The sequence below is a fragment of the Nocardioides sp. FY1077 genome (genome assembly GCF_058681775.1).
The window spans coordinates 218,437-240,552 of sequence record NZ_JBZWDB010000002.1 but is presented as its reverse complement, the minus strand read 5'-3'; the positions used below and the strand labels follow the sequence as shown (position 1 = coordinate 240,552).

Genomic DNA, 22,116 nt, shown 5'->3' with positions numbered 1-22,116 from the left:
GGCTAGACGGCGGTCGGGCGTCAGCCGCGGACGGCGTCGAGCTCGGCCTTGGTCAGCACCGCGCGCACCTCGAGGCCGACGTCGGCCAGCGGGTCGCTGCCCGCGGGGCTGCGGTCGATCGCGCAGACCACGACCTCGACGACCGCGCCGGCCTCCCGCAGCGCGCGGGTGGCGTCGCGCACGGCACCGCCGGTGGTGATCACGTCCTCGACGAGGGTGACGCGGCGCCCGGCCACGTCGGGTCCCTCGGCCAGCTTGCAGGTGCCGTACTCCTTGGCCTGCTTGCGCACGAACAGGGCCCGGTGGCCGGTGAGGCTGCTGACCATCGTCGCGATCGGCACGCCGCCCAGCTCGAGGCCGCCGAGCAGCTCGGTGTCGTCGGGCAGCAGGCCGACCATCTGCCGGGCCACCCGCGCCAGCAGCGCCGGGTCGGACTCGAAGAGGTACTTGTCGAAGTACTCGGTGGCGCTCTGCCCCGAGCGCAGCGTGAAGGTGCCCTGCAGCCGGCAGCACGCGTCGACGTCGGCGGCCAGGGTGGGGTCGGTCGTCGCAGAGGTGGTCACGGGTCCATTCAACCGCCTGCGCCTGTGACCCCGCTGAGCAGGAGCCGTACGGCTAGCGTGGCGGGCATGTCACGACCGCGTCTGGCCCGCCGGCTGCACGGCATCCCCCCGACGGTGTTCTCGGAGATGTCGGCGCTGGCGGTGGCCACGGGGTCGGTCAACCTGGGACAGGGCTTCCCCGACGTCGACGGCCCGCCCGAGGTGATCGCGCGCGCGGTGCGGGCGCTGGAGGGCGGCGCCAACCAGTACGCCCCCGGCCCCGGCGTACCGGCGCTGCGCCGGGCCGTCGCCCGCCACCAGGCCCGCCACTACGGCATCGAGCTCGACCCCGACACCGAGGTGGTGGTGACCACCGGCGCCACCGAGGGCGTGGCGGCGGCGCTGCTGGGCCTGGTGGACCCGGGCGAGGAGGTGGTGGTGCTGGAGCCGTCGTACGACTCCTACGACGCGATGATCCAGGTGGCCGGGGCCGTGCGGCGCCCGGTCACCCTGCGCGGGCCCGACTTCCGCCTCGACCCGGAGGCGCTGCGCGCGGCCGTCACGCCCTGCACCCGCGTCGTGCTGCTGAACTCCCCGCACAACCCGACCGGCACGGTGCTGACCCGCGCCGAGCTGCAGGTGGTGGCCGACGTGGCGGTCGCCCACGACCTGGTGGTCGTCACCGACGAGGTCTACGAGCACCTCGTCTTCGACGACCACGAGCACGTGCCGCTGGCCACGCTGCCCGGCATGGCCGAGCGCACGCTGACCCTGTCGAGCGCCGGCAAGTCCTACTCGCTGACCGGGTGGAAGGTCGGCTGGGCCACCGGACCGGCCGAGCTGGTGGGCGCGCTGATGGCGGCGAAGACGTGGCTGACCTTCACCTCCGGCGCGCCGCTGCAGCCCGCGGTGGCCCACGCCCTCGACGAGGAGCCCGAGTTCCCGGCCCGCCTGGCGCTCGACCTGCAGGCGCGACGCGACCTGCTCTGCGAGGGGCTGCGTGCGGTCGGGCTCGACCCGCGGGTTCCGGAGGGCACCTACTTCGCGCTCACCGACACCGCCGGGCTGGGCTGGCGCGACGGGCGCGAGCTGTGCCTGGCGCTGCCCGAGCGGGCGGGGGTGGTGGCGGTGCCGCTGCAGGGCTTCTACGCCGACCCCGAGGCGGGACGCCACCTGGTGCGGTGGGCCTTCTGCAAGACCACCGAGGTGGTCGAGCAGGGCGTCGCCCGCCTGGCCGCCGCCGACCTGCACGCCCGCTGAGCGGCGGTCGGCGCAGCAGCCGCAGACGCCTCCGGGCGGCCCCGCAGGGCCGCCCGGAGGGTCGTCGATCGGTCGGTCGGGTCAGTACGACGCCGACGGGCTGCGCCGGGCGAACCAGTCGTTGGCCCCGCCGGTGAACAGCATCACGATCACCGCGATGCCGGCCGCCAGCGTCACCACCGGGAAGAGCGCGCCGATGCTGATCAGGCTGAAGACCACCGTGATCGCCGCGGAGATCACCAGCAGGATGCGCCCGGCCTTCGAGCGGCGCAGCGTCATCACCGCGAACACGATGGCGAGCAGCGCCCACACCGTGATCACCGCGCACACCGCCAGCGCGGCCGTGGCCAACGCGTCGGCCGACAGGTCCTGGGCGCCCGCCTGGTTGCGCAGATCGGACTCGATGCTGTCGATCACGTCGTCGCGGGCCACCGCCAGCGCGATGGTCAGGAGGCCGAAGAGGAGGGCCGCCAGCGCGGAGAGCACGATGGAGATGATCGCGGCGATGGTGACGCGGCCGGGCCGCTTGTCGGCGTCGTGGCCGGGCGTGCCGTGGCCGGAGCCGCCGTACGCGCCGCCGCCGTAGGGGTTGCTCTGGCCGTACGGGTCGGACTGGCCGTAGCCGCCGCCCTGGCCGTAGGGGGCGGGCTGGCCCGAGCCTCCGGGCTGGCCGTAGGGGTTCGAGGGGTTCGCCGGGCCCGAGGGGCCGGGGTACGAGTCGCTCATGGCGTCATCGTCGCACGGGCGGGGCGCCGTCGCCCTTCCCCACGGCGGAGTACCACGACCGCACCTCCGGGCGCACCAGCAGCACCACGGTGGCCACGCACGCCGCGAGCGGCAGCGCCATCACCAGGCTGGTGAGGGCGGTGGCGACGTAGACCACCGCGGCCGCCGCGGCCGACACGATCAGCGCCGTGCGGGCGGGCCGGCTGCCGCGGAAGGCCAGGGCGGCGACCACGCAGGCCGCCACCGACCACACCACGACGATCGCGGCCATCACGTAGAGCGCGGTCGTGACGTCGCCGCGGGCGAGGTCGGCGTCGGCCAGCGACGGGTTCTGCCGGTAGACCTCGTCGAAGAGCGCGTCGGGCGTGGCGGCCACGACCAGCGCGGTCAGCAGCATCCCGACCATCGCCAGCGCGCTGAACGCCCAGGTGAGCGAGCAGGCCCACACCACCGCGGCCGGACGGCGGGCCGGCGCGGGCGGGCGCCCGCCGGCGTACGACGTGGCGCCGGTCGGCCGGGCCGGACCGTCGCCGAAGCCCGAGAACGGCGCAGGCCCCTGACCGGCCTGCTGACCGGGCTGCTGCGGCGGGGTCGGGCCCTGCGGCTGCTGCGGGTACGCCGGCGCCGACCCGCCGTCGGGACGGGGCTGGCCGTGGTCGGGCGGGGTGACCGGGGCGTACGGCCACGCCGCACCGACCGGCTGCTCCACCGACGCAGGGCGGGACGCGGCGTCGAGGCGCTCGGCCGCGGCGCGCTCGTCGTCGCGCTGGCGGGGGCTGATGCCCGCGAACCAGTCGCGGGCCGGCTGCAGCCACAGCATCAGGATGGCGGCGGCGACCAGCGACGACATGAAGCCGCCGGTGACGGTGCCGCCGAGGAACAGCGGGACGGCCAGCACCGACAGCACCGTGCGGGCGGAGCGGGAGCGCTGCAGCACCCACCAGCCGAGCACGGCGCACGCCGCGGCGCAGGCGCCGGTGAGCATCGCGACCAGGCGCAGCACCTCGAGCACGTCCTCGGTGCCGAGGCCCAGCCCGTCGCCGGGCGGCGTGGACAGGAACTGCTCGATGCCCTCACGCGTCTCGACCGAGCTCAGGCCCGAGATGCGGTCGAAGACGGACAGCACGACGACGACGGAGCCCAGGATGATGAGCCAGCCGGCGATCGTCACCTGCCGGGGGCGGGTGGGGGTGGCCTCACTCATGGGCTCATCCTCCCAGACCCGCCCAGCAGCGGCCGATCGGCCGGGACGGGACGACGACGCGGGCCCGGAGGGGGTCCTCCGGGCCCGCGTCGTCGCTGCGAGGTGGGGACGCTCAGCGCACGACCTGGACGGTGACCCGCTTCGTCGCCGCCTTGACGAGGCTGCTGCCGAGGTAGGCCGCCTCGACCGTCATCCGGCCGGTGCGGGTGGCCCGGGGCAGGGTGAACGCGACCTTGCCGGCGCGCACCTTCCCGCTGAGGGTCCTTGAGCCGGCGACACCGCCGGTGACGGTCAGCTCGACCCGGCCGGTGACCGGCACGCTGCCCGCGGCCCGCAGGACCACCGTGACCTTCGCGCGCCGGCCCTGGGCGATCCGGTCGGGCGCCCGCACCGTCGTGCGCGGCGTCGCCTTGAGCACCTGCAGGGTGATCGACCCCGTGGAGGCCGCGTGGTCGGCGTCGCCGAGGTAGCGCAGGCCCAGGGTGTGGCTGCCGGGCTCGAGCGCCTTCGCCGGCAGGGCGACCGGGGCCCCGCCACCCGCCAGTGTCGCGGTGCCGAGCACCTCGTCCCCGTCGAGCACCTCGACGGTCCCCGTGGCGGTGCTGTCGCCCCGGGTGGGAGCGACCCCCACCGACACGGTGGAGGGCCTGCCGTGCGCGACGGCCCGCGTCGACCCGGTGACCACGGTGGTCGCGGGCGGGCCCTGCGCCTCGGTGACCGTGAGGGTCACCGTCGTGGCCGCCGAGGAGCCGGTGGCGTCGGTCGCGGTGTAGGTGAAGGTGTCGGTGCCGGCGAACCCGGCGTCGGGGACGTAGGTGAACGACCCGTCGGCCTCGAGGGTCACCTGGCCGTGGTCGGGCTGGGTGGCGCCGGTCGCGGTGAGGGGGTCGCCCTCGGCGTCGGTGTCGTTGCCCAGCACGCCCGGGGCGGCGACGGCGAGGGTCTCGCCCTCCTCGGTGGAGTACGCGTCGGCCACCCCGACCGGGGCGGTGCCCGCCGACGGGCCCTGCGCCAGCTCGGCCACCTCGGCCGCGCTCAGCGTGCGGTCGAACATCCGCAGCTCGTCGACCGCGCCGTCGTAGCGAGGGTCGGGCCAGCTGGTGCCGCCGACGAAGTTGGCGGTGGTGGAGCCACCCACGCCGACGTCGCCCATGTCGAGGGTGAAGTCGGTGCGCTCGGCCTGCAGCTCGCCGTCGAAGTAGATCCGGCCGGTCGTGCCGCTGTGGGTGTAGACGACGTGCGTCCACTCCCCCAGCGGCAGGTCGTTGCCCGCCCCGAGGGTCAGCCGCTCCTGCGCCGAGCCCGGCGCCTTGAAGGTGGCGGCGAAGCCGGTGGCGCCGGCGGCCTGGGTCGAGGACTGCAGCAGGAAGAAGGTGTCGGTGCTGCTGCCGATCTGCAGCAGCGTCACCCAGTTGGGCAGGTCGTCGGGTCGGGCCCACACCGACACGGCGAACTCGTCGTCCATGCCGGCCTGCACGTCGTCGGGCAGCCTGACGTGGTTGCCGGTCTCCGCGCCGCCGCCGGGCAGCGACACGGCCGGGCCGAACCGGCCCTCCTGGGTCCACCCCGTGGCGCCCTGGAGCGTGGCCGACCCGACGGTGGGGTCGTCGCCGGTGTTGGCCGCGGTGGTGCCCGTGCCCTCGTCGAAGGCGTAGCGGATCGGCGTCCCCTCGCCCGGGGTGCCGGGGTCGTCCTCGCCCATCACCTGGATGTCGCGGAAGTCGACCTGGTCGCCGGCGCTGCGGTTCTCCAGCCCGACGTACCCGGTGGTGGGCAGGGCCTGGGGGCTGCTGAACGTGTTGACCGTCGTGCCGTTGAGGGCGACGGTGACCTGCGAGCCGGCCAGCCGGATCGAGTAGCGGTTCCACTCCCCCACCGGGCGCAGCGCCCCGGCGACGGCGGCCTGGTCGGCGGCCTGCGTGGCGCCGGACGCCGTGCGGATCGCGCCGGTGTCGTCGCCGATCCGGACGCTGAGGCCACCGACCGGGTCGGCGCCCCCGCGGCTGGTCGAGGCGAGGTGCACGCCGGAGTCGTCGTCGGCGGCCTCGCGGCGCCAGTCGAGCTCGAGGGTGTAGGGGCCGGTCTGCTGCTGGGTGAGCCACTCCGCGCCGCGCCCGCCGAAGGTCGAGATGGTGCAGTCGGTCTGCCGGCCGAAGCCGCCCGCGCCGGCCTTGCGCCACCCGTCGAACGACGCGAACGTGCCGTCGAACAGGCTGCGGTAGCCGGGGCTGGTCGGCGTCGCGACGCACGGGTCGGGGGCGGTGCCGCCGACCTGGATCGCGTCGAAGTTGAGCCGGCAGAAGTCGACGCTGCGGTCGCACTGCAGGGCCACGGTGTTGGCCCCCTCGTCGAGGGTCACGTCGTAGCGGACGAACCGCCACGCCTCCCAGTTGTCGGTGCTGGTCATCGGCAGCTGCATCTGCTGGCGGGCGCCCCCGTTGGTGAGCAGACCCATCGACCGGGTGACGTTCTCGTCCGGGCCGAGCGGGCCGGCGGCGTAGCGCACGTAGACCGGGTAGGTGCCGGCCGCGGGCGCGGTCACGCTCATCGTCGACGACATCCCGGTCTCGCGGAACGTGTAGGAGCCGCGGCCGGAGAAGTTGCTGTGGTCGCCGGAGTTGAAGCCGGGACCGCCGGCGATCACGCCGTCCTCGACCTCCGCCCAGGCGATGACGTCGTCACCGGGGGCGGCGGACGCGGCTGCGGACGCCGGCGCCACGGCGCCCAGGGCGGGCAGCGCGACGGCCAGCGCGGTGAGCGCGGTCGCCGACCGGGCGGCCGTGCGGCGCGGGCGCACCGGGGCACGACGGCGGGCGGGCCTGGGAGGCAGGTTCATGAGGCTCCTTGACTGGGGTGACGCCGACGCTATGGCGCACGTCACACACAGTCAAGAACCATGTCCACATTCATGAACGTCTGGACGGGCCGGTTCAGCAGGCAGAACCGACCAACCCCTTACGAACCGGCCTCGCCCGGCTCACCGCACCGGGCTCACCGCACCAGGCAGGGCCGCTTCGGGTCGAAGGACCATCCCGGCACGAGGTGCTGCATGGCCGCGGCGTCGTCGCGGGCGCCCAGGCCGTGCTCGACGTACAGCTCGTGGGCCGCGGCGAGCCGGTCGCGGTCGACCTCCACGCCGAGGCCGCCGCCGGTCGGCACTGCGATGGCGCCGTCGACGACCTGCGGCGGCGCGGTGGTCAGGCCCTGGCCGTCCTGCCAGATCCAGTGCGTGTCGAGCGCGGTGATCTCACCCGGCGCCGCGGCGCCGACGTGGGTGAACATCGCCAGCGACACGTCGAAGTGGTTGTTGGAGTGCGAGCCCCAGGTGAGGCCGAACTCGTAGCACAGCTGCGCGACGCGCACCGAGCCCGCCATCGTCCAGAAGTGCGGGTCGGCCAGCGGGATGTCCACGGCGTGCTCGCGCACGGCGTGGGCCAGCTGGCGCCAGTCGGTGGCGATCATGTTCGTGGCGGTGCGCAGGCCGGTGGCCCGGCGGAACTCCGCCATCACCTCGCGACCGGAGAAGCCGCCCTCGGCGCCGCAGGGGTCCTCGGCGTACGCCAGCACGTCGCCGAGGTCGCGGCACAGCTCGACGGCCTCGCGCAGCAGCCAGCCGCCGTTGGGGTCGAGGGTGATCCGGGCGTCGGGGAAGCGGGCGGCCAGCGCCCGCACCACCTCGACCTCCTGCTCGCCGGGCAGCACACCGCCCTTGAGCTTGAAGTCGCGGAACCCGTAGCGCTCGGCGGTGGCCTCGGCGAGGCGCACGACGGCCTCGGGGGTCATCGCCTCCTCGCGGCGCAGCCGCTCCCAGTCGTCGGCGCCGTCGGGCTCGCGCAGGTACGCCAGGTCGGTGCGGTCGGGGTCGCCGACGAAGAACAGGTAGCCCAGCATCGGCACCGAGGCGCGCTGCTGGCCCTCGCCGAGCAGCTCGGCCACGGGCACGCCGAGCTCCTGGCCGTGCAGGTCGAGCAGCGCCGACTCCAGCGCGGTCACCGCGTGCACGGTGGTGCGCAGGTCGAAGGTCTGCAGGCCGCGCCCGCCCGCGTCGCGGTCGGCGAAGCGGGCGGCCACCTCGCGCAGCAGCGAGCGGAACCGGGCGACCGGCTGCCCGACGAGCACGCCGGCGGCGTCCTCGATGGTGCGCCCGATGGCCTCGCCCCCGGGCACCTCCCCCAGGCCGGTGCGGCCCTCGGAGTCGGTCACCAGGGCGATGTTGCGGGTGAAGAACGGCCCGTGGGCGCCCGACAGGTTGAGCAGCATCGAGTCGTGGCCAGCCACCGGCACGACCTCGATGCGGGCGACGGTGGGCGCGCTCACGCGGGGTCGCCGAGCTGCAGGACGCCGTCGACGCGGCGCGCGAGGCCCCACGGGTTGGCGTCGGCCACGGCCGGCGGCAGCAGGTCGGCCGGCACGTCCTGGTAGCAGACCGGGCGCTGGAAGCGCTCGATCGCCAGCGAGCCCACCGAGGTGGTGCGCGCGTCGGAGGTGGCCGGGTAGGGCCCGCCGTGCACCATCGCGTGACCCACCTCGACGCCCGTGGGCCAGCCGTTGAACAGGATGCGGCCGACGCGGTCCTCCAGCACCGGCAGCAGCGCCCGGGCGTGCTCGGCGTCGGCGGCGTCGTAGTGGACGGTGGCGGTGAGCTGGCCCTCGATGCCGCGCAGCACGGTGAGCAGCTCGTCGAGGTCGGCCCAGCGCACGACGACGCCGGACGCGCCGAACACCTCCTGCTCGGCGGCCTCGGCGGCCTGGCCCCACGCGGCGACGCTGAGCGCGGGCGCCGGGGCGCCCTGGCCGCCGGCGCTGCCGGTGGCGACCTGCTCGACGCCGTCGGCGCCGGCCAGGTCGGACACGCCCTGCTCGTAGGCCGCGGCGATGCCGGGGGTGAGCATCGGCTGGCCGGTGGCCGCGGCGATGCGGCGTCCGGCCTCGGCCACGAACGCGTCGCCGGCCTCGCCGGCCGGCACCAGCGCCAGGCCGGGGTTGGTGCAGAACTGGCCGGCGCCCAGGGTCAGCGAGGCGACGAACGCCTCGGCCAGGGCGGCGGGGTCGCCGGCGGCGAGCGCGCCGGGAAGCAGCACGACGGGGTTGACCGACGACATCTCGGCGTACACCGGGATGGGCTCGCGGCGCCGCCGGGCGATGTCGACGAGCGCCAGGCCCCCGCCGCGCGAGCCGGTGAAGCCGACGGCCTTGATGCGGGGGTCGGCCACCAGCGCGGCGCCGAACTCGTTGCCGGCGCCGAGCACGAAGGAGAACGTGCCGGCGGGCAGGCCGGTGCGGGCCACGGCGCGGGTCAGCGCACGGGCGACGAGCTCGCCGGTGCCGGGGTGGGCCGGGTGGCCCTTGACCACGACGGGACAGCCGGCGGCCAGCGCGGAGGCGGTGTCGCCGCCGGCGGTGGAGAAGGCCAGCGGGAAGTTGCTGGCGCCGAAGACCGCGACGGGGCCGAGCGGCACCCAGCGCTGGCGCAGGTCGGCGCGCGGCATCGGGGTGCGGTCGGGCAGGGCGGGGTCGAGGCGCACCCCGAGGTGGTCGCCGCGGCGGGCGACCTCGGCGAACAGGCGCAGCTGGCCGGTGGTGCGGCCCACCTCGCCGGCGATGCGGCCCTCGGGCAGGCCGCTCTCGGCCACGGCGCAGGCGACCAGGTCGGCGCGGTCGGCCTCGATCTCCTCGGCCATCGCGGTGAGCAGCGCGGCGCGCTCCTCGGGGCTGGTGGCGCGGTAGGTCGCGGCGGCCTCGGCGGCGGCGGCCACGGCGCGGTCGAGCTGGTCGAGGTCGAGCAGCCCGAACTCCGGGCCGATCTCAGCGCCGCTGGCCGCGGCCAGCGCGCGCAGGGTGCCGCCGGTGCCGGAGACCTCCTCGCCGGCGACGAACGAGACGCCGCGCACCGAGGCGGGCACCTCCGGGAGGGGGGTGGTGGGGCTGGTGCCTGCAGACGTCACGCGGTGACTCCTTCGATGCGCTTGACCAGGTCGGTCAGGGTGGCGAGCTCGAGCTCGGTGAGGTCGGTCAGCGGGGTGCGCACCGGCCCGGCGGGCCGGCCGATCACCTTCATGCCGGCCTTCACGATCGACACGGCGTAGCCCTGCTCGCGGTCGCGCAGCTGGGTGTAGGGGATGACGAACTCATTCAGCATGCCGTAGACCCGGGTCTGGTCCTGGGCGCGCACGGCGTCGTAGAAGGCCAGCGCGAACTCGGGCACGAAGTTGAAGATCGCCGAGGAGTACGTCGTGACGCCGAGCTGCAGCAGCGGCAGCGCGAACATCTCGGCGGTGGGCAGCCCGCCGATGTAGACCAGGCGGTCGCCGTTGCGGGCGTAGGTGCGGGTCATGTCCTCGATGCGGCCGACGCCGTCCTTGAAGCCGATCAGCGTGGGGTTGCGCTCGCAGGCCTGCTCCACGGCCTCGGCCTGCAGCACGGCGTTGGCGCGGCTGTAGACCACGACGCCGAGCGAGGTCGCCGCGCAGACCGCGGAGACGTGGTCGACGAGACCGGACTGACCGGCCTCGGTGAGGTACGGCGGCATCAGCAGCAGGCCGTCGGCGCCCGCAGCCTCGGCGGCCTTGGCCTGGGCCACCGCGTTGGCGGTGGAGCCGGTGGCGGGGGCCAGCACCGGCACGGAGCCGTCGACGGCCTGCACGGCGGCGCGCACGACGCGGTCGGTCTCCTGCCCGGTGAGGGAGAAGCCCTCCCCGGTGCCGCCGGCGGCGAAGAGGGCGGCGACGGGGTGGCTGCTGAGCCACTCGAGGTGCTCGCGGTAGGCGGGCTCGTCGAGCTCGCCGTCCTCGCGGAAGTGGGTGACGGGGAAGGACAGGAGCCCGCTCCCGAGGGTGCGGGCGAGCTCGTCGGGGGACACGTGGGCCACGGTGGTTCCTCTCGCGCGGGCCGGCGGCTCTCGCTGACCCGCTGCCACGTTAGGCAGGTCCGTCGATGCCCGTCCAACGCTCTATCTGCATCCGCTCATTCCCCCAGAGCATCGTCGACCTCCTGGGCGGAGCGCTGCACCAGGTGCAGCACCTGGCGCAGCATCGGCGTCATCTGCCCGCGCGCCCAGATGGCGTGCAGCTCCACGGGGCGGGCGGGGTCGCTGTCGGGGTGGCCGCCGCCGAGGCCGGTCAGCGGCTTGAACACCACGCCCTCCACCGACAGCGCCGCCGCGCTGGCCGGCACGAACGCCACGCCCTGCCCGGCGGCCACCAGGATCACCGCGGTCAGCACCTGCTGCACGTGCTGCTCGATGCGGGAGTGGCCGTTGACCAGGAAGCGCACGGTCATCTCGTGGAAGTAGCGCGCGGTGGTGGGGTGGTAGCCGATCACCGGCACCCCGTCGAAGTCCTCGGGACCCAGCGGCCCGCGCGCCGCGGCCAGCGGGTGGTCGAGCGCCACCACGGCGCGCAGCGGCTCGCGGGCCACCACCCGCGACGACAGCACGGTGGTGTCGAACGGAGGTCGAGCCAGTCCGAGGTCGATCTCGCCGCGCCGGATGCCGTCGACCTGCCCGCCGGTGACGCGCTCGTGCAGCACCACCTCCACCGACGGGAGCTCGCGGGCCAGCAGGCCCAGCAGCGGGCCGAGCACGCCGATCGCCGAGACCGCGGTGAAGCCGAGGTGGAGGGTGCCGGCCCAGCCGCCCTCCACCCGACGGGCGTGGGCGACGGCCTCGTCGAGGGTCGCGGTGAGGCGGTAGCAGTCCTCGAGGAAGGCCGCGCCGGCGCGGGTGAGCGCCACCCGGCGGTTGTCGCGCTCCAGCAGCTGGGCGCCCACCACCCGCTCGAGCTTCTGGATCTGGCGCGAGAGCGGGGGCTGCGTCATGGCCAGGCGCTCCGCGGCCCGCCCGAAGTGCAGCTCCTCGGCGACCGCCACGAAGCAGCGCACCTGGTCGAGGGTCACGTTCATGTCGACCACGGTAGCCTGGTGGTGATGCCTTGGCTGCATGGAGCAATGCCTGATACCTCTTGGACAGGCATCGTCAACCGCTCGTACCGTCAGTGACGCCGGCCACAGGGCCGGCACCACGACCCACACAGGACACCGCCGCTCGCGGGGCGGGCCCACACGGACCAGGAGTGATTCCCATGGCGACCTTCGCGACGACGGCCCGACTCGGTGCTGCCGCTACCGCCTCAGCCCTCCTCCTCACCGCCTGCGGCGGTGTCGAGACCAGCACCGGCGGCGACGACGGCGGCGAGTACCCCTCGGGTGCCGTCGAGATGTACGTCGGCGCCGACCCCGGCGGCTCCAGCGACCTGATCAGCCGCCAGGTCTCGCAGGGCCTCGCCGACGAGCTCGGCGGCTCCTTCCCGGTGATCAACGTCCCCGGCGCCAACGGCGCGCTGTCGGCGGCCGAGGTCAAGGCGGCCGAGCCCGACGGCTCGACCATCGCGGCGCAGAACGCCTCGCTGTTCACGATCACCCCGCTGGCGGTGGCCGAGGACGAGGTCACCAGCATCGACGACTTCGAGGTCGTCGGCGGCATCTCCCGCGACGACTACGTGCTGGTCACCAATGCCGACAGCGAGTACCAGACGATCGAGGACCTGGAGGGCGCCAGCGGCATCAAGTACGGCACCACCGGCGTCGGCACCGGCTCGCAGCTGGCCCAGGCGCTGCTCTTCGGCGACCTCGGCGTCGACGCGACCGACGTCCCCTTCGACGGTGGCGCCCCCACCCTGACCGCGCTGCTCGGCAACCAGGTCGACGTCGCCGCGCTGCAGGTCGGCGAGGCCATCGAGAACATCGAGGCCGGCAAGCTCACCCCGCTGACGGTCTTCGGCCCCGAGCGCGTGGAGTTCCTCCCCGACGTGGAGACCGCCAAGGAGCAGGGCCTCGACGTCGAGGTCACCCAGTACCGCTTCCTGACCGTGCCGCTGGAGACCCCGCAGGACGTGCAGGACACCCTGGCCGAGGGCCTCGAGGCCACCTTCGCCTCGCAGGAGTACCAGGACTTCAACGAGCAGAACAGCCTGACCCCGCTCGAGCTCTCCGGTGACGAGATCGTCACCATGCTCGACGAGGACCAGCAGCGCTACGCCGACCTCCTCGAGGAGTACGGCATCAGCCTCGGCGAGGCCTGAGCCAGCACCACCCGGCCCCGGGGGAAGCACTCCCCCGGGGCCGTCCCCCGCGCGACGAGGAGCCCACGATGACCGAACCCCGCCCCGCCGAGGGGACGGGCCCGTCCCACGCGGGCTCCTCCCCGGCCGCCACCGGGCCCGGCGAGCACGACGTGCTCGCCGAGCTGCAGGCCGAGGTGGCCCGCGACCTGGCCGAGGAGCGCCCGCCCGCCGGCGGCACGACGTACCAGGTCGTCGCGGCCCTCGTGGGCCTCGGGATCGGCGCGTTCGGCGCCTACCTCTCGTGGTCCTACGGCCTCGGCACGCTGCAGGAGCCGGGCGCCGGGCTGTGGCCCTTCGCGGTGAGCATGCTCATCGTGGGGCTCTCGCTGCTGCTCCTCCTGGTGGGCCGCGGCCTCGACGACGCCGAGGCGTTCACCCGCTCCAGCCTGCTGCCGGTCGTCGGTGCGGCGACGTTCCTCGGCATGGCGTTCCTGCTGCCGGTGATCGGCTTCGAGGTGCCGTCGTTCCTGCTCGCGGTGGTCTGGCTGCGCTTCCTCGGCGGCGAGACCTGGCGCTCGACGATCGTGATCGCGCTCGGCACCACCGCGGTGTTCTACGTCCTCTTCCTCTACGGGCTCAGCATCCCGCTGCCCCACCTCCTCTGACGGCCCGGAGACCCCCGCATGGATGTCAACGCGTTCCTCGACGGCTTCGCCGTCGCCGTGCAGCCGACCAACCTCATGTACTGCCTCATCGGGGTGGTCGTGGGCATGCTCATCGGCGTGCTGCCCGGCCTCGGCCCGGCCGCGACCATCGCGATCCTGCTGCCGGTCACCTACAACGTCGAGCCGGTCTCGGCGATCATCATGCTGGCCGGCATCTACTACGGCGCGCAGTACGGCGGCACGATCACCTCGGTGCTGCTGCGCCTGCCCGGTGAGGCCTCGAGCGTGGTGACCGTCTTCGACGGCTTCGCGCTGGCCAAGCAGGGCAAGGCCGGCACGGCGCTCGGCATCGCGGCGATCGGCTCGTTCGTCGGCGCCACCGTCGCGGTCATCGGCATGACGCTGCTGGCGCCGATCGTGGCCGGCTTCGCGCTGAGCTTCGGCCCGCCGGAGTACGCCGCCCTCGCGCTGCTCGGCGTCCTGCTGGTCGCCACCGTCGGCAACGGCAACATGATCAAGGCGCTGATCGCCGCGGGCATCGGCCTGCTGCTGGCCACGGTCGGTCGCGACGGCTTCACCGGCGCCAGCCGGTTCACCTTCGACAGCCTCGAGCTCTCCGACGGCATCGACTTCGTCGTCGTCGCGATGGGCCTCTTCGGCGTCGGCGAGATCCTGCACAACCTCGAGCAGCGCCACGGCAAGGTGCACGCCCCCGCCCCGGTCGCCAACGTGTGGCCCTCGCGCAGCGAGCTGAAGCAGTCGTCGGGCGCCATCGGCCGCGGCTCGGTCATCGGCTTCTTCCTGGGCGTGCTGCCCGGCGGCGGCGCGGTGATGGCCTCGCTGGTGGCCTACGCCGCCGAGAAGAAGCGGGCCAAGGAGCCCGAGCGCTTCGGCCGCGGCGCCATCGAGGGCGTCGCCGCCCCCGAGACGGCCAACAACGCCGCCGCGACGTCGTCGTTCATCCCGCTGCTCACCATCGGCATCCCGGCCAACGCCTCGATGGCCATCCTGTTCGGCGCCCTGCTGGTGCTGGGCGTGACGCCCGGCCCGCAGCTGGTCGACGAGCGCCCCGATGTGTTCTGGGGCGTCATCAACTCCATGTACATCGGCAACATCATGCTGCTGATCCTGAGCATCCCGCTGGTCGGCGTGTTCGTGCGGGTGCTGCGGGTGCGGCCCGCGATCCTGGCCCCGATCACCGCCCTGATCACGATCCTGGGCGTCTACACGATCCGCAACTCGGTCTTCGACATCTTCGTGATGATCACCTTCGGCATCATCGGCTACCTGATGAAGAAGGCCGGCTTCGAGCCCGGGCCGCTGGTGCTGGCGTTCGTGCTGGGCGCGCTCGTCGAGGACTCCACCCGCCGCTCGCTGCTGATCTTCGGCGGCGACCCCACCGGCTTCGTGACCCGCCCGATCTCCGGCACGATCCTGGCCCTGCTGCTGCTGGTCATCCTGTTCCCGATCGGGCGCAAGCTGCTCGGGCGCCGCCCCGCCTCCCCCACTCCCACCGACAGCGAAGAGAGCCTGCGATGACGATCCTGATCGGCTACGTGCCCACGCCCCTCGGCGAGGCGGCCCTCGAAGCCGGGCTCGCCGAGGCCGCCCACCACGGCGAGGACGTCGTGCTGCTCAACAGCCCGCGCCGCGGCCAGCTCGTCGACGGCCAGCTGGTCGACGAGGCGGCCGAGGCCGCGCTGGTCGCCCGGGGCACCGCCGTCGGCGTCGCCCTGCGCGTCGACCGCGCCGACCACGGCGCCGACCTGGTGGAGGCCTTCCAGGCCAAGATCGCCGAGACCGGCGCCCGGCTCGTGGTCATCGGGCTGCGCCGGCGCAGCCCGGTGGGCAAGCTCGTGATGGGCAGCGACGCCCAGCGGCTGCTGCTCGACCTCGAGACGCCGATCCTGGCCGTCAAGCCCGCCCGGTGAGCGCGCCGGTCTCCCGGGTCAGCCGGGTCGTCGTCACGCCGGTCGCGTTCGCCGACCCGCCCCTGCTCAACGTCGTGGGCGTGCACCAGCCGTGGGCGCTGCGCGCGGTCGTGGAGGTGCACACCGACGACGGCGTCGTCGGGCTGGGCGAGACGTACGGCGACGAGACCCAGCTCGGGCGGCTGAACGGCGTGGCCGCCGAGCTCGGCGGGCACGACGTGTACGACCTGGCCGGCCTGCGCCGGCTGGTGGCGCGGGTCCTGGCCGCGGGCGACGGCGCCGCGGGCATGAGCTTCGGCGGCATGCTCGACGTCGACTCCGCGCTGGACACCGTCTACTCCCCCTTCGAGGTCGCGCTGATCGACGTCCAGGCGCGCCGCGCCGGCGTACCGGTCTCCGACCTGCTCGGCGGGCGCGTGCGCGACCGCGTCGACTTCTCGGGCTACCTCTTCTACAAGTGGGCCGCCCACCCCGGCCAGGAGCCCGACGCGTGGGGCGAGGCGCTCGACCCCGACCAGGTCGTGGCGCAGGCCCGCCGGATGGTCGACGGCTGGGGCTTCTCCTCGCTGAAGCTGAAGGGCGGCGTGTTCGCCCCCGAGGCGGAGTGCGAGGCCGTGGAGGCGCTGCGCGCCGCCTTCCCCGACCACCCGCTGCGCCTCGACCCCAACGGCGCCTGGACGCCGGCGACGTCGATCAAGGTCGCCGAGCGGCTGGCCGACGTCGTGGAGTACCTCGAGGACCCCACTCCCGGCATCCCCGGCATGGCCGAGGTGGCCCGCCACACCGACCTGCCGCTGGCCACCAACATGTGCGTGATCGCGATGGAGCACCTGCCCCCCGCGATCGCCGCCGACGCCGTGCAGGTCGTGCTCTCCGACCACCACCTGTGGGGCGGCCTGCACCGCTCCGCCCTGCTCGCCGGCATCACCCGGACCTTCGGCCTGGGCCTGTCGATGCACTCCAACTCCCACCTCGGCATCAGCCTCGCCGCGATGGTCCACCTCGCCGCCACCAGCGAGAACCTCACCTACGCCTGCGACACCCACTACCCGTGGAAGACCCAGGACCTCCTCGTGCCCGGCACCCTCGACTTCGTCGACGGCTCCGTCGCCGTCCCCACCGGCCCCGGCCTCGGCGTGGAGCTCGACCCCGACAAGCTCGCCGAGCTGCACGAGCAGTGGCTCACCTGCGGCGTGCGCCGCCGCGAGGACACCGTCTACATGCGCTCCATCGAGCCCGACTTCCAGGTCAACACCTCCCGCTGGTGACGCCGATCGGTGGTTGACGGGGCTCCGGTGGTCGGGAGCGAGCGCCAGCGAGCGTCTCGAAACCACCGCGCACGACCCCCTGACCCGACTCCGCCGGCTCGGTAGCGTGCGACCCATGCCCATCAAGCTGGAGAACGTAGCGATCGCCGTCCGCGACCTGGAGGCGACGATCGCCTTCTTCACCGACCTCGGGCTCGCCGTCCTCGGCCGCGACACGGTCAGCGGCGAGTGGACCGACACCGCGGTCGGCCTCGACGGCAACCACGCGAAGATCGCGATGCTCCAGACGCCGGACGGCCACGGCCGCCTCGAGCTGTTCGAGTACCTCCACCCCGAGGCGATCGAGACCGAGCCGACCCGGCCCAACGAGATCGGCATGCACCGCGTGGCGTTCTCGGTCGACGACCTCGACGCGGCGCTGGAGATCGCCGCGCGGCACGGCTGCCACCCGCTGCGCGGCGTCGCGACGTACGGCGACGTCTACCGGCTCACCTACGTGCGCGGCCCGAGCGGCATCATCGTGATGCTCGCCGAGGAGCTCCAGAAGGGCTGACCCGGCGACGCGCGGCTCAGCTCAGCAGGACGATGTCGCGCCGGACGTAGCGAAGGTGCGCCCACTCCTCCTCGAGGACGACGCGCACGCAGTCACCGACGCTGGGGTGCCAGTCGCCCTCGCCCCACGGGTTGTCGCGCTCCTCCGCGAGCAGCTCTGGCGTGGCCGTGGCCAGGAAGTCGGTGACCATCTGCTGCCGCTCCGCCCGCACCGCGAGGACCTCCTCGTAGGCCGGCGGGTCGGCGCGGAACACCGACATGTCGAAGCCCATCTCGGCGGCGCCGGTGAAGATCTGGCCGATCTCGTGGAACGGCTGCTCCACCCGCAGGATCCCGCCGCGCAGCCAGGCGTCGGTGGCCAGCACGAGGTGGCGCAGCGTCTGGGCCAGCGACCACTCGTCGTCCACGTGGGCGTCGACCAGGTCCGGCGGCGTACTCGCCACCGTCTCCTGCCACGCGGCCTGCACCGCGACCCACCCGTCGCGCAGGCCCTCGGGCGTCTGGGCCTTCTGCAGCTCCCGGCCCGGGAACTGCCGGTTCAGCTCGGCGTCCACGAGCGGCACCACGTCGACGCCGTTGACGAGGAGGCTGCCGAAGAACAGGTCGTGGCTGTCGATGTCGAGGCCGTCGACGTCGGCGCTGCGCATCGTCACCCCGCTGACGTCGGAGAACCGCAGGGTGGCGCCCTTGAAACTGGCGGCGACGAAGGTCGCGCCCTCGAACTCCGTGGTGCTGGAATAGGTCGTCATCGCTCCATCATCACCACGTCGCGCGCCGCTGGCGAGCGATGAGTCCGACGCCCGGCCCGGGTCGGTGCTGCATGCACCCGACGTACCGACGCCCGAGCGAGACCCAGACAGCCCATGGAAGGAGCCGGGAGTGAAGCTCCTCCTCACCTCCGCCGGCGTGACGAACCCCAGCATCAACGCCGCGATGGTCGAGATGCTGGGCAAGCCGATCGCGGAGGCCGACGCCCTCTGCATCCCGACGGCGCAGTGGGGCCACCCGATGAGCGGGCCCGCTGCGGCGTGGCGCTTCATCACCGGCAACACGCCGCTGCCCATGTGTGACCTGGGGTGGCGGTCTATGGGGGTCCTCGAGCTGACGGCCCTGCCCAGCATCGGCGAGGAGCGCTGGCGGCCGTGGGTGGAGGAGGCCGACGTGCTGCTGGTGGCCGGCGGCGACGCGCTGTACCTGCACCACTGGATGCGCGAGTCCGGCCTGGCCGACCTGCTGCCGTCGCTCGACGACACCGTGTGGGTGGGACTGAGCGCCGGGAGCATGGTGATGACCCCGCGCATCGGCAGCGACTTCGTGGAGTGGACCCCGCCCGGCGGCGGCGACCGCACGCTGGGCGTCGTCGACTTCTCGATCTTCCCCCACCTCGGCATGCTGCCCGACAACACGATGGCCGGCGCCGAGACGTGGGCGCAGGAGATCGCGGGTCCGGCGTACGCCATCGACGACCAGACCGCGATCGCCGTGGTCGACGGCTCGGTCGAGGTGGTCTCTGAGGGCGAGTGGCGCCAGCTCGCCTAGGGCCGGTGGTCGAGGAGCCAGCGCCAGCGCCAGCGAGCCAGTTCCTCGGTGGTCGGGAGCGAGCGCCAGCGAGCGTCTCGAAACCACCGGCCCGGACGGTACCCGGTCAGGGTCCCGGCGCCTAGCATCCCGGGATGAGCGGACCCACGCCGTACCTCCACCTCCCCGGCACCGCCCGGGAGGCCCTGACCTTCTACGGCGGCGTCTTCGGCTGCGCGGTGCACCTGCACACCTTCGCGGAGCTCGGCCGGACCGACGGCCCGCCCGACGCCGTCGGCCACGGCTACCTCGCCGACGGGCCCGTCGGGCTGTTCGCCTCCGACGTCGCCGGCGACGAGCCGACGTTCGCGGCCACCGGCTTGATGCTGTCGCTGCTCGGCACCGCAGCTCCCCCGGTGCTGCGCGCGTGGTTCGCCGCCCTCGCCGAGAACGGCCACGTCGTGGCCGACCTGCAGCGGCGCCCGTGGGGCGCTTCCGACGGCCAGATCATCGACCGCCACGGCCTGCACTGGCTGATCGGGTTCGAGGCCGACGGCGAGTAGCCGTCGGCCCCGGACCCCCAGCGCGGTCGTGCGCGCCTGGGCCAGCTCGCCGATCGCCGTCTGCGTCGGCTGCCGCCACGCCCTGGATCGGAGCTGAAGACGGTGAGAGGCTGAGCCGAGGAGGTCGCCCCGTGAATCTGTCCCAAGTCTTCGACCCGGAGCTGTACGAGCCCGCGACCGCCGCAGCGCAAGGCCAGTGCTCCCACCACGCGAAGGGTGGCGAGGCGGACGGCGGGTGCACGGGTGAGGCCGTCGTGTCGTTCCAGGATCAGGACGGCCACTGGCAGGCAGGCTGCTCCCTGGCGCTGGAGCAGCTGGTCGAGCAGGGCCAGATCGAGCCGCTCGGCCAGGGCGGCTGACGCTGGGCTCAGGCGCCGTTGGGCGCCTCGTGCCAGTCCCAGTGCGCCCGCGGGTACTCCCCCGACGCGGCCACCAACGACCCGCACACCCGGCACACGAGACCGTGGTCGGTCTCGGTGTCGAACATGACCATGACGTCCGGCCCGGCTGCGTCCGCGTTGTCCTTGACCATCAGTCCACGATAGGTCCGGTCGCTCTCGCCGACCACCCTCGCCTGAACGGGCACGTGCCGAACCAGACGCGTGGATCGCGATCGGCCCGCCTGCCCAATCGACTTCCGCACCATAAGCCGCCACGTCAACGCGTCGATCCGCCCAGCATGCTCACCCAAGGTTCAACCCGGTGTGACGTCCTCAGGTAGCCGCACGTCGGACTGGCGCGAGCGGCACTGCTGCCGTCGGCGTATAAAATGGAAGAGTCTGCTCTGACGCCTGCCGCACCCGCGACAGAAAGATCCGTCTGTAGCGCCTCGCGCGTTCAACGCGGGTATCAGTTTGCTCAGGGATCAGACCGCCGAAGGCGGCCGGAAATCTTTCCGCCAATCTGGTGGCAAACTCTGGCTCAACTGATTTCGCATAATGGAACTGACCCATCAGTCGATTGCCCGCGCGCACCGTACTTGCACCGATCCTTTCAGCATGGCCCGCCAAGCCGTACTTTTCCACAAAATAGAATTCGCGACGAAGGCTCGACTTGAACCGCTTCCGGAGACGCGGCCGAACTTCATCGGAGATTGCCAGCCCGGTTACGAACATAGGCTGCCCCAGCTTGAAAGATTTCGTCTTAGATTCGTTCAGTTCGAACCCGATCGATGTCAACGCAGCGTAGGCCTCGTCCCTTACATCGAACGGGATTTGGGCACTGAACGACAAATCATCGGCATACCGAGTGTAGACAAGATTTTTTTCCGCCGCCAGCGCGGTCATCGCATCATCAAACGACATTAATACCACATTCGATATTCGCGGGCTCGTCCTGGCGCCGAGCGGAATATGGCCATCACACGACACCAACCGACTAAGCATACCTGCTGCGTCCGCACCGAAACCAATGTCGCACAATGCGGACCGAACCTGCGCGGTCGTTATGTTGGCGAAGAAATCCTTGATGTCGAATTTCTGCAGGTACGCCGCCCCAACATGGGGCAGCGCGTTGGTGATCGTAGATCTCCGCGTTACAAAGCCGTTCACTTCTTTCCCCATTGCGAGATCGACGGGGAAGAGGAGAGAATTTATCCGGCCGTGAATATGATCTAGCCGTTGATCTGGAACGGCGACGGTTCGCAACTTTCCGCGGACCCACAGAGAGTGCGAGTTGTAAATCGCGCCGGACTCACAGGTCGAAGCCAGGAGTTGCAGATCTAGGGCGGGCTTGCCAAGAGGGATCTCTAACGAAGCCACGGACTGATGACACGTGAACTCAAAGAGGGGGACCGGGGGCGCCATAGCGGGATTCTCACACATCACATGGTCGCGAGGACGACTCGTCCCCAAGGCTGCAGCACCCCCGGCTCTTAGAGTATAGGGTGTTTCCTACCGCCTAGGTGTCGGTCGTCGTCGAAGTCGATGAGATAGGCGTAACTTCTCCCCAGTGCGGCGAATCGCCCCTTCTGGAAATCTGATGCGCCTTCCAGCAGGTGTGCCCGCGTGACACCGAGAACGTAGTCCGTTGCCGCCAGGCATGGCGCAGACTTCGTGCCGCGAAGTGCCGTTGCCGACTCCATACCCTCAACCGTTTCCTGCAGCACAGACCAGATCTTGCCATATAACGAATCCATCGTCGAGTTCTGCTCGAATACAACGGTGAGCGCGTATGAGCGGTATCGTGTTAGGACGCTCGACAGCAATGTTCCGTACATTGCCACGATGAGGTCGGTCGTATCGTCCTGTTCCTCGTTTCTCGCGTAGGCAGCGTAGGCCCTATATTCGATCGAGTCGAGCGCCGACAGAAAGATACTCCTTACCGATTCGGTGTCGTCTGTGAAATGAAAACCGACCTCGGAAAATCGTTGTCGTCGCTTTGCGTCTTTCCACAAAGTAGCGTCACCTAGCGTACGGCCATGCGCGTCAACGATCGCCGCTTCCGCCGTGGCGACGTCGTGAAATGCGGTAGCACCCACCATGGTCAGGGGATCATCCGGGGCCGTGCCCGATTCGTCCAGGAATAGGAAGATTGGTGGTCGATCTGGCGACTCTTGGTCTTCGGCGATCATGCTTAGACTCTAGTGAAGAATGGTCGCCCAGGCTGAGACATGAGCGCCGAACATCAACCAGCGGCACCTCCGAGGTTTCAGGGCGGAGGCGAGATCGTCTAGATGTCATCTCGTTCACCGCCCAGAGCACGGTGCTCCTCCCGAAGGATGAACACCGTTACCGCTCGCTGAGAAACACGTCGGGCGTGCCCGACGCTAGTCGTGGCGACCCTGCGATCTCGCGCAGGTCCGTTGTGGTGGGTCATTCCACCCCTGT

Annotated in this window: 22 protein-coding genes; 10 read left to right on the top strand and 12 right to left on the bottom strand. The window is 72.3% G+C overall.

What is annotated here, in order from left to right:
• Positions 1 to 20: 20 nt before the first annotated feature.
• Positions 21 to 563, bottom strand: coding sequence for an orotate phosphoribosyltransferase (gene pyrE, locus AC4OR8_RS06055; protein WP_492164639.1), 543 nt, complete (start codon positions 561 to 563; stop codon positions 21 to 23).
• Positions 564 to 629: 66 nt separating this feature from the next.
• Here pyrE and AC4OR8_RS06050 point away from each other — a divergent pair, with 66 nt between their 5' ends.
• A complete protein-coding gene (locus AC4OR8_RS06050) occupies positions 630 to 1,802 on the top strand; it encodes a pyridoxal phosphate-dependent aminotransferase (protein ID WP_492164638.1) in 1,173 nt (390 codons plus the stop codon).
• An 81-nt stretch (positions 1,803 to 1,883) separates the two neighbouring features.
• Here the strand turns inward: AC4OR8_RS06050 and AC4OR8_RS06045 are convergent, their stop codons facing one another.
• From AC4OR8_RS06045 to AC4OR8_RS06015, 7 genes are all read right to left on the bottom strand, one after another.
• Positions 1,884 to 2,528: a hypothetical protein gene (locus AC4OR8_RS06045; RefSeq protein ID WP_492164637.1), complete on the bottom strand. Its 645-nt coding sequence runs from the start codon at positions 2,526 to 2,528 to the stop codon at positions 1,884 to 1,886.
• A 4-nt stretch (positions 2,529 to 2,532) separates the two neighbouring features.
• Positions 2,533 to 3,732 (bottom strand): hypothetical protein, encoded by a 1,200-nt coding sequence (locus tag AC4OR8_RS06040; protein WP_492164636.1) that lies wholly within the window; start codon positions 3,730 to 3,732, stop codon positions 2,533 to 2,535.
• 112 nt (positions 3,733 to 3,844) lie between these two features.
• On the bottom strand, positions 3,845 to 6,568 hold the full coding sequence (locus AC4OR8_RS06035; RefSeq protein ID WP_492164635.1) for a LamG-like jellyroll fold domain-containing protein: 2,724 nt from the start codon (positions 6,566 to 6,568) through the stop codon (positions 3,845 to 3,847).
• A 155-nt stretch (positions 6,569 to 6,723) separates the two neighbouring features.
• A complete protein-coding gene (locus tag AC4OR8_RS06030) occupies positions 6,724 to 8,049 on the bottom strand; it encodes an enolase C-terminal domain-like protein (RefSeq protein WP_492164634.1) in 1,326 nt (441 codons plus the stop codon).
• Entirely contained in the window at positions 8,046 to 9,677 is a 1,632-nt protein-coding gene (locus tag AC4OR8_RS06025; protein ID WP_492164633.1) for an aldehyde dehydrogenase (NADP(+)), read from the bottom strand. Before AC4OR8_RS06025 ends, AC4OR8_RS06030 begins: the two co-directional genes overlap by 4 nt.
• The gene (gene kdgD, locus AC4OR8_RS06020; protein WP_492164632.1) at positions 9,674 to 10,600 is read right to left on the bottom strand and encodes a 5-dehydro-4-deoxyglucarate dehydratase; all 927 of its coding nucleotides are present in this window, start codon (positions 10,598 to 10,600) and stop codon (positions 9,674 to 9,676) included. The genes AC4OR8_RS06025 and kdgD overlap by 4 nt, the downstream gene beginning before the upstream one ends.
• 95 nt (positions 10,601 to 10,695) lie before the next feature.
• Positions 10,696 to 11,631 (bottom strand): LysR family transcriptional regulator, encoded by a 936-nt coding sequence (locus AC4OR8_RS06015; RefSeq protein WP_492164631.1) that lies wholly within the window; start codon positions 11,629 to 11,631, stop codon positions 10,696 to 10,698.
• Between the two features lie 179 nt (positions 11,632 to 11,810).
• On the opposite strand from AC4OR8_RS06015, the gene AC4OR8_RS06010 reads away from it, so the two are divergent.
• From AC4OR8_RS06010 to AC4OR8_RS05985, 6 genes are all read left to right on the top strand, one after another.
• Positions 11,811 to 12,809: a Bug family tripartite tricarboxylate transporter substrate binding protein gene (locus AC4OR8_RS06010; protein WP_492164630.1), complete on the top strand. Its 999-nt coding sequence runs from the start codon at positions 11,811 to 11,813 to the stop codon at positions 12,807 to 12,809.
• 68 nt (positions 12,810 to 12,877) lie between these two features.
• On the top strand, positions 12,878 to 13,456 hold the full coding sequence (locus AC4OR8_RS06005; RefSeq protein WP_492164629.1) for a tripartite tricarboxylate transporter TctB family protein: 579 nt from the start codon (positions 12,878 to 12,880) through the stop codon (positions 13,454 to 13,456).
• Between the two features lie 18 nt (positions 13,457 to 13,474).
• Positions 13,475 to 14,995, top strand: coding sequence for a tripartite tricarboxylate transporter permease (locus tag AC4OR8_RS06000; protein ID WP_492164628.1), 1,521 nt, complete (start codon positions 13,475 to 13,477; stop codon positions 14,993 to 14,995).
• A complete protein-coding gene (locus AC4OR8_RS05995; RefSeq protein ID WP_492164627.1) occupies positions 14,992 to 15,387 on the top strand; it encodes a universal stress protein in 396 nt (131 codons plus the stop codon). The genes AC4OR8_RS06000 and AC4OR8_RS05995 overlap by 4 nt, the downstream gene beginning before the upstream one ends.
• On the top strand, positions 15,384 to 16,655 hold the full coding sequence (locus tag AC4OR8_RS05990) for an enolase C-terminal domain-like protein (protein WP_492164626.1): 1,272 nt from the start codon (positions 15,384 to 15,386) through the stop codon (positions 16,653 to 16,655). The genes AC4OR8_RS05995 and AC4OR8_RS05990 overlap by 4 nt, the downstream gene beginning before the upstream one ends.
• 115 nt (positions 16,656 to 16,770) lie before the next feature.
• Positions 16,771 to 17,208 (top strand): VOC family protein, encoded by a 438-nt coding sequence (locus AC4OR8_RS05985; protein WP_492164625.1) that lies wholly within the window; start codon positions 16,771 to 16,773, stop codon positions 17,206 to 17,208.
• A gap of 16 nt (positions 17,209 to 17,224) precedes the next feature.
• Here AC4OR8_RS05985 and AC4OR8_RS05980 read toward each other — a convergent pair whose 3' ends face one another.
• Positions 17,225 to 17,956 (bottom strand): DinB family protein, encoded by a 732-nt coding sequence (locus AC4OR8_RS05980; protein ID WP_492164624.1) that lies wholly within the window; start codon positions 17,954 to 17,956, stop codon positions 17,225 to 17,227.
• A 130-nt stretch (positions 17,957 to 18,086) separates the two neighbouring features.
• On the opposite strand from AC4OR8_RS05980, the gene AC4OR8_RS05975 reads away from it, so the two are divergent.
• From AC4OR8_RS05975 to AC4OR8_RS05965, 3 genes are all read left to right on the top strand, one after another.
• Positions 18,087 to 18,746, top strand: coding sequence for a Type 1 glutamine amidotransferase-like domain-containing protein (locus AC4OR8_RS05975; RefSeq protein ID WP_492164623.1), 660 nt, complete (start codon positions 18,087 to 18,089; stop codon positions 18,744 to 18,746).
• Between the two features lie 134 nt (positions 18,747 to 18,880).
• Positions 18,881 to 19,288 carry a VOC family protein gene (locus AC4OR8_RS05970; protein WP_492164622.1) on the top strand — a complete coding sequence of 136 codons (408 nt, stop codon included), beginning with the start codon at positions 18,881 to 18,883 and terminating at the stop codon, positions 19,286 to 19,288.
• Between the two features lie 131 nt (positions 19,289 to 19,419).
• Positions 19,420 to 19,647, top strand: coding sequence for a hypothetical protein (locus AC4OR8_RS05965; RefSeq protein ID WP_492164621.1), 228 nt, complete (start codon positions 19,420 to 19,422; stop codon positions 19,645 to 19,647).
• A gap of 8 nt (positions 19,648 to 19,655) precedes the next feature.
• On the opposite strand, the gene AC4OR8_RS05960 is transcribed toward AC4OR8_RS05965, so the two are convergent.
• The 3 genes from AC4OR8_RS05960 to AC4OR8_RS05950 all read right to left on the bottom strand — a co-directional run bounded on the left by AC4OR8_RS05960 (position 19,656) and on the right by AC4OR8_RS05950 (position 21,860).
• Complete coding sequence (locus AC4OR8_RS05960) at positions 19,656 to 19,820, bottom strand: hypothetical protein (RefSeq protein WP_492164620.1); 165 nt, start codon at positions 19,818 to 19,820, stop codon at positions 19,656 to 19,658.
• A 181-nt stretch (positions 19,821 to 20,001) separates the two neighbouring features.
• Complete coding sequence (locus AC4OR8_RS05955) at positions 20,002 to 21,048, bottom strand: reverse transcriptase family protein (RefSeq protein WP_492164619.1); 1,047 nt, start codon at positions 21,046 to 21,048, stop codon at positions 20,002 to 20,004.
• Between the two features lie 113 nt (positions 21,049 to 21,161).
• A complete protein-coding gene (locus tag AC4OR8_RS05950) occupies positions 21,162 to 21,860 on the bottom strand; it encodes a hypothetical protein (protein ID WP_492164618.1) in 699 nt (232 codons plus the stop codon).
• Between the last annotated feature and the right edge of the window lie 256 nt (positions 21,861 to 22,116).